General features: G+C 32.0%; 11 protein-coding genes and 5 pseudogenes. 10 read left to right on the top strand and 6 right to left on the bottom strand.

Features of this window, described 5'->3' with window-relative positions; all coding sequences use genetic code 11:
- Positions 1-750 precede the first annotated feature (750 nt).
- From DJ93_RS28360 to DJ93_RS34535, 6 genes and pseudogenes are all read left to right on the top strand, one after another.
- The gene (locus DJ93_RS28360; protein WP_042984862.1) at positions 751-1,563 is read left to right on the top strand and encodes a hypothetical protein; all 813 of its coding nucleotides are present in this window, start codon (positions 751-753) and stop codon (positions 1,561-1,563) included.
- 312 nt (positions 1,564-1,875) lie between these two features.
- Positions 1,876-2,145 (top strand): annotated as a pseudogene (locus DJ93_RS31800) (IS110 family RNA-guided transposase); the annotation flags it as partial.
- A 614-nt stretch (positions 2,146-2,759) separates the two neighbouring features.
- Positions 2,760-3,272, top strand: a complete 513-nt coding sequence (locus DJ93_RS28355) for an excalibur calcium-binding domain-containing protein (protein WP_042984860.1) — start codon at positions 2,760-2,762, stop codon at positions 3,270-3,272.
- A gap of 57 nt (positions 3,273-3,329) precedes the next feature.
- The gene (locus DJ93_RS28350; protein ID WP_042984857.1) at positions 3,330-4,031 is read left to right on the top strand and encodes a class D sortase; all 702 of its coding nucleotides are present in this window, start codon (positions 3,330-3,332) and stop codon (positions 4,029-4,031) included.
- Positions 4,032-4,614: 583 nt separating this feature from the next.
- Entirely contained in the window at positions 4,615-4,890 is a 276-nt protein-coding gene (locus DJ93_RS28340; protein ID WP_042984852.1) for an ArsR/SmtB family transcription factor, read from the top strand.
- A gap of 813 nt (positions 4,891-5,703) precedes the next feature.
- Positions 5,704-5,829 (top strand): hypothetical protein, encoded by a 126-nt coding sequence (locus DJ93_RS34535; RefSeq protein WP_259300256.1) that lies wholly within the window; start codon positions 5,704-5,706, stop codon positions 5,827-5,829.
- A gap of 390 nt (positions 5,830-6,219) precedes the next feature.
- On the opposite strand, the pseudogene DJ93_RS28335 reads toward DJ93_RS34535, so the two are convergent.
- Positions 6,220-6,502 (bottom strand): annotated as a pseudogene (locus DJ93_RS28335) (ArsR/SmtB family transcription factor).
- A 45-nt stretch (positions 6,503-6,547) separates the two neighbouring features.
- Positions 6,548-6,679: a hypothetical protein gene (locus DJ93_RS34530; protein ID WP_259300257.1), complete on the bottom strand. Its 132-nt coding sequence runs from the start codon at positions 6,677-6,679 to the stop codon at positions 6,548-6,550.
- A 1,250-nt stretch (positions 6,680-7,929) separates the two neighbouring features.
- Between DJ93_RS34530 and DJ93_RS28325 the strand changes: the two genes are divergently transcribed.
- The 4 genes from DJ93_RS28325 (at position 7,930) to DJ93_RS31790 (ending at position 10,272) form a co-directional block, all read left to right on the top strand.
- Positions 7,930-8,457: a DUF4352 domain-containing protein gene (locus DJ93_RS28325; RefSeq protein WP_042984850.1), complete on the top strand. Its 528-nt coding sequence runs from the start codon at positions 7,930-7,932 to the stop codon at positions 8,455-8,457.
- Positions 8,458-8,481: 24 nt separating this feature from the next.
- Positions 8,482-8,826, top strand: a complete 345-nt coding sequence (locus DJ93_RS28320; RefSeq protein ID WP_042984848.1) for a DUF4064 domain-containing protein — start codon at positions 8,482-8,484, stop codon at positions 8,824-8,826.
- A 426-nt stretch (positions 8,827-9,252) separates the two neighbouring features.
- Positions 9,253-9,894: a ribonuclease gene (locus DJ93_RS28315; RefSeq protein WP_374937194.1), complete on the top strand. Its 642-nt coding sequence runs from the start codon at positions 9,253-9,255 to the stop codon at positions 9,892-9,894.
- Between the two features lie 276 nt (positions 9,895-10,170).
- Positions 10,171-10,272: a YjcZ family sporulation protein gene (locus tag DJ93_RS31790; RefSeq protein ID WP_080743762.1), complete on the top strand. Its 102-nt coding sequence runs from the start codon at positions 10,171-10,173 to the stop codon at positions 10,270-10,272.
- Positions 10,273-10,638: 366 nt separating this feature from the next.
- Here the strand turns inward: DJ93_RS31790 and DJ93_RS28305 are convergent, their stop codons facing one another.
- From DJ93_RS28305 to DJ93_RS28295, 4 genes and pseudogenes are all read right to left on the bottom strand, one after another.
- Positions 10,639-10,830: a hypothetical protein gene (locus DJ93_RS28305; protein WP_042984846.1), complete on the bottom strand. Its 192-nt coding sequence runs from the start codon at positions 10,828-10,830 to the stop codon at positions 10,639-10,641.
- 214 nt (positions 10,831-11,044) lie between these two features.
- Positions 11,045-11,209 (bottom strand): annotated as a pseudogene (locus tag DJ93_RS33470) (IS110 family transposase); the annotation flags it as partial.
- A gap of 652 nt (positions 11,210-11,861) precedes the next feature.
- Positions 11,862-12,356, bottom strand: a pseudogene (locus tag DJ93_RS28300) (DUF1510 family protein); the annotation flags it as partial.
- Between the two features lie 242 nt (positions 12,357-12,598).
- Positions 12,599-12,948, bottom strand: a pseudogene (locus tag DJ93_RS28295) (sodium:proton symporter).
- Positions 12,949-13,461 lie beyond the last annotated feature (513 nt).

Raw genomic sequence — 13,461 nt, 5'->3', positions numbered from 1 at the left:
TGTCACAAAACTAATAATAACTAGTTCCCCAAAACGATTAAAAACGAATAACATGCACAATGAAAGTAATGTTCACTTGTTGCAACTGATTTTACTGGAACTAGATTTATTTCATGAAAATACATTCCTCTAAATACATCTGAATATTCCGTCTAAAATGATTTACAGCTATTTCCTTGCCTTCAAATTCTTTATGCATTGTGATATAAATTGCCATCAGTTAGTTCAACCCCGTAGGAATACAAAAAACAGCTAACCGAATCAGCGTTGGTTCTCATAGATGCCTGCAATGCCTCAACACCATTCTCAGAAACCACTATGGGAACTCCAAACACCCAAAGCGTCTTTAAAATGGTATAGGGAATAAGAGCGACCGATGCTGCATATCCCCACTTCTTAGACAGCCACCATTCACCCGATATTTTTCCACATACCCTTACACCATTTAATAATAGTATAGAAAAACTACTTTGATATGTATCCGTATACCTGTTTACAAACACAATCGGATACTATTTTTTGTGTAGCTTTGAGTAGAAACATACTGACAATTCCCCCTATCCATCAACTTAAGAGATTAAGTATTCCCAAACACTTTCACTTTTGGGATAGTCCAGAGTAATAACTTGATTGCGACAGGATAATGCCACTACCAATAAAAATTTCAAAACAGTAAATTGTTATGGTAAGATTTCCAATGTATAATTATGGTATCGTTTGTTTTTATGAAAAAATATGGGGGAATTTTTAATGAAAAAAATCATACTAGGGGCACTTACAAGTTTCTTTTTATTATCTGGATGTAATAATTCTACTGAAAGCAAACCAGTCGATACAAAAAAGAATACGACAGAAGAAACAACCAACTCTACAAAAAATAAGGATACGAAAGATACGAATTCGGAAAAAACTGAAGAAGTTTTATCGCCTACTAATCAGAGCACAAAAGATTTCATCACACCACTATTAGTAAAGTCGGAAACACCTGCTGATATTATGACAATACAAATACAAGAAGATATGAAACAAAAACTTGAGGAAATTACGAAAAAAACGCAAGCAAGTCTTCAAAAAAATTATGCGTGGTACAAAGAATATTTAACAACAGTACAGCCTGGAGAAAGATTGCCATATCATGAAAACATGGGAATTACACAGGAAGAATACGAACTGTTCATATCATCTGATCAATATATGAAACTTGTTAAAGGACAAGAAGGGAACATTCACTTCAAAAAGGTCAATGACAATGTATACGAGATTGAAACTAGCTCTCAAATCAAATTATTAAACAAAGTTCAAATTGATTTTGCTAACAATACATTAAAAACAGAGTTTGGTACACTAAATTACGATGATAAAGTCGAAGCTTCCGATGGTCAAAAAATAACTGGCAGATGGAATGGTGAACAGTGGCGATTAAGCACCGGTAGCTTCACTGCAAAGTATGCAATTGGTCAGCTTGAAGACTCCAAAAAAACAATTATTTATATAACAGCAAAAGGTCTTTTAGATGGAAAAGCCATAAATCAAGAGCAAGTGATTGAATTTAAGGCAGAATAATTCAAAAGACCAAAAGGATAGATAGTAGTTGAACATTCTACTGCATCTATCCTTTTTTGTTTATAAATAAAAAGATACTAATCAAAGTATGCCTCTTACTTTGATTATCTACCACGACCATACTTTTAATCTGCATTTATAGAGGTAGCACCCCATCGCTATCAAGCTAAGCGTTCCAAAAGATAATACGGTTGTGTATTATCTTTGATTTTTAACGACTACATTAAAAATGTGCATGACAAATAAGCCTACTGAATTAGATCTTTAAAAAATCATTATACACATTTTCGTTTTTGTGACATCGTATACTTATACACAACACCTAAAACTTTTTTCAAAGATAAGATCAATAAACGTGGAAATAAGCATCTGCGTAAGCTTCTTTTTCTCATTATCCAGAACATGATAAAGCTACGTCGTTACGGACAGAACCACATTGTTGAGTATTATGATAAATTAAAAACACAACCTTATAACAAATGTCATAAAGTTGCGTCAATCGCATGTGTAAATAAGTTATTGAAGCTCCTCTTCTACCTTATTACACATAATATACACTATGATGATCGGTTAACCGCCTGAAATCATAGTCTCATTCATCATACTATATTTATTCCCCCTAGTAAAAAAACGAATACATATTAGGGGTATTTAGTTTGCATTAAATTTAACATATATGATATAGGCTTTGCGATATTTAATTGATTAAAAATCTAAAAATAATGATTGACTAATCGTAAGAAATATCAAAGACTACCTTCTTCTCGTACCGATGAGATTTTCGTCCATTTTTCTCCAAAAGGCAAAAGAGGCGTAGAAAAATTCAACACTGAAACATTGGAATTTGAAGATAACTCTGTTCAAAAAACAATGTAAAAACGGTCGTCAACAAAGGCGACGATTCGCTAAAAAGCCGGCGTTGTATATCAAAATGTTACATGATAACAAAGACATACTGTGATTTGATTTCATCATAAAAGAAGTCTTTTCCATTGAACGGCAAAAAATCTTATACTTTTCCGTAAATGTAGTAATAGAATCATTTGGTCTTATTTTTTATTTTGCCGACAAATTCTGACAATATATAACGAGAAAATTTGTTATTCTTTGTTAGGAATCTTACATTTTATGCAAAATTTACTTTTATTTTTGTGGTAAATGTAAATACATAACCATTTAGAGAAAGGAAGAAATCCATAAAAAAACTATTAGTTTCAGCAACAGCATTCACACTTTTAACAGTTGGGTACAATTCTTCTGCATTTGCGGAAAAGAATCCAAATGACAAGAATTGCGGTCACTTTAAAAACAAACAAGAGGTTATGGAATTCTGGCATAGCAATGGATACAGCGCAACTAACGATCCTCATGATTTAGATCGTGACAATGATGGCTTACCTTGTGAAGTAAAAAAAGGAGATTACGATCAATTTTTAGCTAGTAAACAAACTACTAAAAAAGATGAAAATAAACCACAAGAGCAAACTAAACAGGAAAATACTAAACAAGAGAACACACAACAAAACAACCAAGCAACAAACAATAAACAAGAACAACCTAAGCAAACAGCTGTAAAAAATGAAACAAAAAAACAAGGTGAAAAACTACCAAATACAGCATCAAATGGCATCACAATGATGCTTGCAAGTGCTGCCCTAGTATTAGTAGGTTCCATTCTTGTATTCCGTCGTAAAAAAACGAACGCATAAACTAATACTTAAAAACGACAGGAAGACTCCTGTCGTTTTTAATGTGGAGTGATACATTTGAAAAAACTTGATTGGCTTGGGGTTTTATTAATTACTATAGGTTCTTTTGCTTTTGTTTATTACTTTATAGACTGGTATGATGCAAGGAAAACTGTTGAAGCCTTGACGAGCACTGAAATTGAACAATATAAAAATATAAACTCTGTAACTAGTGATAAGAAAGATACCACCAACAAATCGGAAGAAAACCACGATCAACAAATTCTACCAAAACAAGAACTGGATTTTACAAATACTAAAGAACCATTACCAGAATCACAAAAACAGGTTCCCTCTTCTCAAGTACAACATCAAATGGGGAAACAAATCGCCTACATGGTTATACCGAAAATTAAGCAGAAATACCAAGTCTACTGGGGCGCTGATGATAAAGCATTAAAAAAGGGAGTTGGGATGTTTGTTAGTGATATTACTACTACTCCTTCTGGTAATGGACATACCGTTTTAAGCGGCCATCGCGATACAGTATTTAATAATTTGGGAGATTTACAAGAAAATGATTACATTTTAGTTGAATACGATAAAAAGATATACACTTATCAAATTCGCAAACACTGGATTACTGATGCAGATGATCGTACTGTAATTATTACAAAAGATAAACCGACGTTGACATTAACCACATGTTATCCATTTAACTATATTGGGGATGCCCCTAATAGATACATAATTGAAGCATCTTTAGTTTCTATACAATAAAAGTGAAAGCCTCGGCTCTCATTTTTATTTTCTTTCAAAAGAATATAATAAACTAATTGTAACCGTTTCTGTTATGATGATTCCGGAAATCTTACATTATTTTAAGTAGTACATACACAACCATGAAAGAAAAAGGTAATGGTTAATTAGTGATAACTCAATCTTCTTGAACGTGAATGAGAATTCAGGTTTATCAGTTGGTTAACTGTATATAAAAAGTTACCTAAAGAGAATCGGCATATGAAAAGAAAGCCAATTTTTATAACATGCGGTTTAGTTTTGGTCGTTTTTGGGATTATGGGCATGGGCATCAACCTAACGAAATTAAATCCCCCCAAAATGAGAAAAATGGGGTCTGTGTACATCGCCATCAACCTAAAGAATCAAAATCCCCCAATAACGAAATTTCTATTCATTATTGAATACTGATAGTGAGACGTTATGTTAACAAAGCCCTCCAGTTTCGAACTGAAGGGGCTTCTTACTATCTAAATTTTTTAAAATAACGGACACAAAATCGTATATCTTTTCGAACTTTATATATGGATATTATTAATATTTATATAAAAGGGGGAAAAGAAATATGAAAGAAAAAATAGAAAAATATGAAGAGGTCACTGAAGTATTAAAGGTATTGGCACATCCTGTCCGTTTAACCTTAGTAGAAATAATGCTTACAAAAGGCCCTACTAATGTAACAACAATGTATGGAAAATTACAAATGCCTCAAAGTACAATTAGTCAACATTTAGCCAAACTAAAAGCTGCTAAAATCATTACAGGTACTCGGAAAGGATTAGAAATTTATTATGAAGTAGCGGACAATCGTACAAAAGCGATATTATCAAGTTTTGTTTAAACGATGACTTTCTTGACTTCACAGTAACAAATCACAAATTAACTTAACGTCGAAAATTATATAACTATCCATAACACTAATTATGTAAATGGTACAGCCGTCCTGATGGACATTTTTTGTGTTTTTTGCTTAGCGTGAGGCTGGCAAAAATACTGGCGATAGCCTATCGCTATCAACTAACAAAATTAAATTTTCTTAAAATGAAAAAATACGCTATTCTTTCTCTAGAATCATAGGAAAGGCAGGCGTTTTTTTGTATCATGTTTTGTATTTCTAGATAAACGGACCATAGATAAAGAGAAAATAGAAGATATAGTTAATTTTGTGCTGAATGGTGTAAAATCAAAAAATCCAAGTAATTAAAATTAAGGCTAATAAAATTAGGCTTTTTTCTTTGCATATTTATATGTATACACAATCCTTATCCTTTAACTACTCAATTCCTTCTCCCTAACAAATATGAAATTTTGTTTAACGCTTCTAAATTCATTTTTAAAATTTGGACCCATATAGTATTTTTATTAATTAAAACTTTTAAGAAGTAAAAATCTGAATTCTTTTACATAGCGAAAGAAACCAAATGTTATAGCTAGTTATACCGCCAGGCGGGGAATTCAGTTAGTATTCCAGTAATCTATGAGATTGCTAGACGTTTGAAATGGTTTTTTCTATTTTGCTAGAGGGAATTTGTGGTAGAATAAACACAACTGGATAACGTGGGCGGGAGGTTGCTAATCCTTTTTCTCTGATTTTAGAGAGAAAGGAGGTGACCGAATAGATTCTTTACTTACTTTATTACATGATGCTGTAAAAGTGTTTCTTACAGTCTTTGCGACGGCTTATGCAAATGAGTTAGCAAAGAAATTAAGTAATAAAAAACATAAAAGAACCGCCCCAGCCGGCAAGCGAAAGGGCGATTCTAAAAAGAAAAATAATTAATTTTTAGCAACCGTCCCGCCTTGCGGTAAACAGTTACTTGAAGAGATGTGTCCAGCATCTCTTCTTTTATTTTGTACAACAAATCCATTTAAAATTCATACGAACAACTTATATAAGATTATATAAGTTTATACACAAATTATAACAAATGTTTTAACAAATGAAAAGCTGGTTGGGGATGAGGTTTTATATGGTAAAATGGAAATCAGATGGGAGTCCGAATACATCTTATTAAAATTAAAGTAGTTTAAGTCGGAGAAAGGCGCCTTAGGGTGTCTTTTCGTTATGCAAAAAATCCCCTTCAAAATAACTCATAAGCTTGCAGAAAGATTTAAACAAATAAGTGGATTATTTCGTATCAAAGAGTAATGGATAAAATTTTTTTGGTTTTTATGATAAAATTCCAATGATTTGAGGGATTTTAGGATTACTTATGTAATAGTACACCTCTAAACCTTCTATCAGATCCTAAAATTTTCCCTTTCATCGTAGAAAGATGCTGTGAAACAGTTGGTTGTAGAATTTGTAGAATATTAACTATCTCTGCAACATTAAGTTTTTTATTAGGTAATAAGGTTAATACAATTTGGACACGTGATGGATGCGTTAGGATTTTTAACATTTCTATATTTTCGTCAGATACTTTAAGTTGATGGGTTTGTATGTTATTCATTGGTATTTCTCCTTTTATAAATGTATATTAGTTAGTGATGAAGATTTATATTGTCATTGAATATTCCCACTTGCTTCCTTTTAGTTGAAAAGCATCTAATAAATCATCTATTCGATAATAACGGGTTTCTTTATATGGTGAAGTTATTGCGAAGTTTCCCTTTTTGGATAAATTCAATTTGTTCACCTCCCCAAATTGAAAAAGCTTTAGATATTAGTTTTTTACAGTGTAGGATGATCTCTAATTCTTTTTCTAAATTCATAGTAGTCCCTCAGGTTTATTATTATATTAGATATGTTGCTGCATAAGTTACTAAGCTAATAACCATGATAATCCTAACGACAGAAAGCACTAGTGATAGGAGAACCAGTAAAACATAAAACAAGACATATGGGGGGCTGTGTATTGGAACCCTCGATCACTATGTAGGAGAATCCCTTTCACGTTCCGCTTTTTTCTGGCCTTTTTAAGGGTATCTAACACGAGTTTAAGGTCGTTTCTATGACTGATTTCATAGGCATTCTTTAATAGAGAATAGGTATAATCTCTGTCCATTGAAAATCAAATAGGTAATATCTGTTACCCATTTTTTATTCGGTTGTGAAGCTTGGAAATCCCTGTTCAGATTGAATAAACAACACTTATAAAAAGCATCTACTTTTTATGAGTGTTGCTTGAATATTTTTTAGCAAAAGTAGCTTTTTAGACGCTGTCATATGCAAAACTAGCTACAAAAACACCCAAAAATAATATGTAACTTTTTGCACACCTGGATACTTATATGTGTTAAGACAAAACAGCTATATGGTTGTATATAAGACTATATGACTGTTTTGTCTGCATAATATACAAACAAACAATCTGTTTCTTTACATAGTTTGTTTGTATATTTCTATGAAAACCCCCATCATCCCTAGCAAGTAGGAACACTATTCATCATTGTATACTAGAAATGCATTTTAAATCATTTCTCCTCTTTTGTATAAAAAAGCTTATTTTTCACAAATTTAATATTCTATTCTGTTACTGTAAAACACCATATTCATATGAATGTGGTGTTTTGATTTTAATTACATTTTTAACTTTTTATAGAAAGTCACAACTTTATTATGTTGCAATAAAAAATCTAAAACTGAAGGCCATAAATAATTTTTTGCAAGTTGTTATCCCCTTTAATGATATAGGGTATGCTTTCTGAATTGGTTTAGCGCTGTTGATCTCTTATAAACGAATAATAAAACCTCTCAAATTGAGACGTTTTATTATGCCATTTAATTTAGGAAGTATTATTAGGATTAAATTACATTTAATTGTTTTCTAACTCTATTTTTTTATCTCCTTTCGACAAAATTTGACAAAAAAGTTGTAACCGTTTCTGTTATGATGGGTTGAGAAATCTTACATTTTACATAACTGGAGGAAACAAAATGTATAAGAAAATGGGTACATTAGCTTTAACTGGTGCACTTGCTTTCAGTTTAGCTGCATGTGGAGGAACTGAGGAAACAGCAAAGAAAGTATCAAGTGATCCAAAATCAGAACAATCAACAGACAAAAAAGAAGAAAAGAAAGAATTTAAAGTTGGGGAAACAATTCAACTAGGTGATCACAAATTAACTGTTTCGAACATTGAAAAGTCTCAAGGTGGAGAATTTGACAAGCCTAAAGAGGACCATGAATTTGTAATAGCTAATGTGACTATAGAAAACGGCGGTAAAGAGGAAATAAGCTATAATCCTTTTGATTTTAGCTTACAAAATAGCGAAGGTAATATCGTTAACGAAACATTTACTACGGTAAATCAAAATACACAATTAAACGCTGGACAACTAGCTCCAAACGGAAAGGTTTCAGGAAGTATTGCTTTCGAAGTAAAACAAGGCGATCCTAAACTTCAATTAATCTTCAAACCTAATTTCTTATCTAAAAAAGAAATTAGAATTAATCTTCAATAAAAACGAAACATGGGAGAATTTAAAATGAAAAGAACAACTGAATTTGTACTAGGTCTTATTGGTGGTATTTTTGGTATCCTAGGTGCTATCCTGGCTTTAATGATCGGCGGACTGGGAGCTGCATTCGAAGCTGACGGAGCAAACTCTATTATCGGATTAGGATGGGCAGCTGTAGCTTTATCAATATTAGGCATCGTTGGGTCTGTAATGGTGAAAAGTAAAGCTAAAGCAGGCGGAATCATGATGACAATTGCTGCGATTGGTGGATTTATTTGTATTTTTGTATTCTACCTATTACCAGGTATATTACTATTAATCGGCGGATTAATGGGTATCTTCCGTAAAGACAAGGCTTCTGTATCTGCATAAATACGAGCACTCGAATGAGTGCTTTTATTTTGCTTTTATATATTAAAAACACCAGGAGGAACATAAATGAAAAAGATTTTTATAACTTTATTTCTACCTATACTGCTATTCATTTTTACTGGATGCTCAGCAGATTTGAAAAAAGTTGAAGATGCTACTAAAGAAAAACTAGAATATAGTCATGTGGGACCGTATATCGAAAAAGTTACTTATATAGCTGGAGAAAAAGAAAATCAATACACGCCTATTAGCATTAAAATTACAGTAGACAAGAAATTCTCAGACCTGCTTAATACTGAAAAATACTCGGCTATGGAAGATGCTATTACTAAGATTACGGACTCCAATAATAGTGTATCTTGTGGCGGAAATAACAAGTGTAGATACAAAGACATTCAATTATCTTACCAAAACGATACGTTTGTAATGGATGTTAAACATAAAAAACTTGTCATTAATGATAATGAAACTGTTACACAAGCGGATTATGAAGTAGCTATCGAGATAGAAAAGAAATTAGAGGGACAAAGACAAGAACAAAAACCTAAAGAAGAAAAAAAACAACCGGAGGAAACTCAAAAGTCAGAGCAATCAAAAGTAACTGTAAATACCGATAAAAGTATTTACGAAAATGAAATTAAACCTAAAATTGATGCCATGATAAAAGAATATGATGATATATGGAATCAAGAATGGAGACCTATTTGGGGTGAAGCAAGTAAAGGTCCTGAATCTGTAGAGCCAAACGCTATAAAAGAAAAAATGGAAAAAGTTTCAAATAGATACGATGACCTATCCACAAAAAATACAGAATTTAAAGGTGCTGAAAAACTAAGTAATCCTGAACTAAAAGAGAAGATGGATACATTTAGAGTAGAGTTTGGCCTAGCAACGAACTATAGAAGTAATGCTGGAAAAGCTGTAACTCAAGGATTAAAAGGTATAGCTCCAATGAAAGAAAGAATGGAAGAAGCTCGAAAATCAATTAAACTTTCTGATGAAAAGTTAATCAACGCGGTAGCTAGCCTAACTGAAATTGAATCAAAATTAGGGGTTAAGCGCAACTAATTAAAATATGATTCAAATCTATATTTTATTAGATTTGAATCATATTTCTCAATAAATTAGTCAGGCCAGCATGCTACAATAATATTTGGATGGGAGTCCAATACGTATTCTTAAAATTAAAGTGGTTATCAAGTCGGAGGAAGGCACCTTAGGGTGCTTTTTTTATTTCTTAAAGGACCTGCTCATTCATTATTAAAAAGCATAAGGTAATGTAAACCCGTTAAAACACAAGCGTAACCCAATTTTCTCCCCTCTTATCTAAAAGGAGGAACTGTTATGGACTTTGGTGGTAGTTGTAGTAGTTTTGGTGGCGGATTCGCCTTAATCGTTGTGCTCTTTATATTATTAATCATAGTTGGAGCTAGCTGCTTTTGCTGATTTACTTACTAGTTAAGAAAAGGCACTCATTTGAGTGTCTTTTCTTTATGAAAAAAATCCCCACACGGTGTGTGGAGATCACGAGTACATCTTTCAGTTTGGTGAACAACTTCATCATAATACATTCTCCCTCCACCGCCTTTCTATATTTTTCTAAATCAACTTCTATTCTTTTGAATTCATCAATTCTGTAAACAAGCTCTTTGTCTACCTCACTTAATCTTCTTTCAATTTCTTTTGCTGTATTTCCTTGCCAACTATGTGCTAATAATATCTTAATTGAACTTACGTTAAGAGGATTCATAGTAGCGTTGGTTATAAAACCCTCCAAGCAATAGAAGATTTAGCTAAAAAAATAGCTTAGATTTAATTTTTTTGTGTCCAAAATATTGACTCAAATCCAATACCGCCTATCGTGTTTAAAATGGACATCTCTTTATACCATAACTGTTCTGAATTAAGCTCCTGAACAGAAAGAACTAATTTTGGTAGGTAATGATTATACATTCTTTGTTGTGAAATTTTTATAAATAATTTTAAAGTCTCTTTATTATCCATTTTTCCTCCTTGAAAATCATCATTATGAATAAGAAATAATTTCTATTTTTTAATCCCATTTAATAAAAATAGTTCCTTTTTTTCTTCTAATTCATATACTTCATCCCACCCTATTCCACAAGCTGCCGCATGTATTTTAGGTTCGTATTTCTGGCTACTTTTTAAAATTGTATAAATTAAATTTGCAATTTTACTACTAAGGTGACCAATTCTAGGCAATTCCTTTAGGGTCTAACAAAGCATCAAATTTAATACAAGAAGCTACATGAAAACTAACCCCAATATCTATCTCAACATAAAACTGATAAAACTTACGCATATCTTGAGCTTTATCATCCGAATGATTCCCATAACTAAAAGGAGTAATCGTATTTTCCATGATTTCCTCTCCGAACAGTAAGCAGTATGATTATATCTGACCATCCAAGTTTCTGTTAGAGCTTAGGCCCAATGTAGCATGTTAGGATTATATCGTCAGATATTTAATCTCAGATTTAACAAAAGAGTCTAGACTCACTAGCTCCATACATTTTTAGAGTTTCAACTGCACGCTATTCACTATATTTATATTAAACCTTTTCTATATAGTCTATTAAACAGGAGCATTCGACATTAACCATAATATTCCTTCCTAAAAAACCCTGTCGAATTGACAGGGTTATCCGTTATTTTATATTAAAATTAATGTGCAGTGCCATCTTTCTAATTGAATGGAGTGCCTCACATCAATATTAGAGGTCTATGAATAATAGCCCCATTCCAGTTAATGGTCGGCATCACCTAAAGGTCACTGCACAATTTTATAATATCGCATCTAGTAAGAGAAATAAACCAATGTCCCCAAACGACTTTCAAAGTTTCTATATGAGAACTCACGTTTAAAATAAAGGTACATTGGTTCTTTATAAATTATATATTAATTATTCTTCTTACAACTAGAAATTATAGACTTAATTCAGTAACATGTAGTCCATTAAAATGATATAGTCATTTCTTTAAGCACTACAGAAACGACTTTATTGTCACTTAACACCTTTTTCTTGAGGTGTCGTTTTTTCTCCCTCTTTATTTTCATTTCCGTTCGTTTTTACTGCTTCTTCTGCTTTTTGTTTCTCTTCTGTCTTTGTTGCTTCTTTATCCTCATTCTTCTTCTCTTCTATCTTTGTTGCTTCTTTATCCTCATTCTTCTTCTCTTCTATCTTTGTTGCTTCTTTATCCTCATTCTTCTTCTCTTCTATCTTTGTTGCTTCTTTATCCTCATTCTTCTTCTCTTCTATCTTTGTTGCTTCTTTATCCTCATTCTTCTTCTCTTCTATTTTTATTGCTTCTTTATCTTCGTTCTTCTTCTCTTCTATCTTTGTTACTTTCTTTTCTTGAGCAATTGCTTTCTTTGATGTATCAGGAGTGAAAAACAACTGATATGTCACTATACCAACTGTCACTATTACCACACTAAATGCGATATTAAAAATCCCCTTTTGACAACGACTTTGTTGTTTTTGTTGAAACCTGCTTCCTTGTCCCATTCTTCAAACCTCCGTGTTCATTTTCGCCTCTAATCTTTATGCATTGTTCCTATGAATCTTAATATTTTTATTAAATAATAATAATGAACTACACTCCCCATACAGGATTCCATATAAAAATAATAAAATTTGTATTTTTTCAAGTATTTGACATATGTTATTCAAAAATAGTTTAATAAATTAAAAATTGATAAGCTTCTGTACTTAAGAAAACCTTCGATTTTATTCAAAGGTGATTCCATTTATGTCCACATTAGATCTTCTGTGGAAAGCTTTTTAACAATTAAGCCTCTTCGTCCCTTATTTATAATTTTCAAATTAAACTGACCTCTATAGTATACTAAAGATGTTTCGTTTTCTAATGTAATCTAATCTTTAATTCGCTTTCATCACAAAACCAATATTTATTAAGTTCCCTTATCTTTTGTATAAAGCTCCTTTGGGTCTTTCCTATATAGAGCAATGTTTCTTTCTTAGCATATACTCTAAAGATTACAAATATCCCCTTCTTAAAAGCTTCTTCTATATTATAAAAATCATTTAAACTATACGATCCAGGCCATTTAATATGTACTTTTTCTATTAATTTCACCCCTTTTTTCAGACAATCATATTTTTTTCTAAAAATTTCATTTATTCTGAATACATAGTCCTACTAACTTGAATTATAAATTGCGCTTTTCTATAATACATTTTATTATTAATAACTTCAATAATGGATATGTATATATCTTCATGCATGTCCTATCATTTGTTTCGTCATGTAGGACTCGTAGTTCTCGTCGGTAATTTTGCCGTTCTATGGTGGGGGAAACTATGTACGGGGGAGATAGCGTCTAGGCCGGATGAGTGGATTGCTCCCACCAGATCGCCCCAAAAGTCGTCGATGTCAAAACCACCCAACTGTAGCTTTGAAATAAAGTTTGATAATTTAGAACAAATTCCGATCATTAATAATACAGTTCGATAAAAATCTAATTTCAGGATTTTTCATTAAACAAAAGGATAGGTTATTTGAAGAAGGTGGAGAATATTGTTAATGTTTTTATTTACAATTCCATCCTAAACGATAGTTGACATATTGAACAGCCCGATTCGTAATAAA

This window comes from Bacillus clarus (assembly GCF_000746925.1).
Taxonomy (GTDB): domain Bacteria; phylum Bacillota; class Bacilli; order Bacillales; family Bacillaceae_G; genus Bacillus_A; species Bacillus_A clarus.
This window is presented reverse-complemented; position numbering and strand designations above follow the sequence as displayed.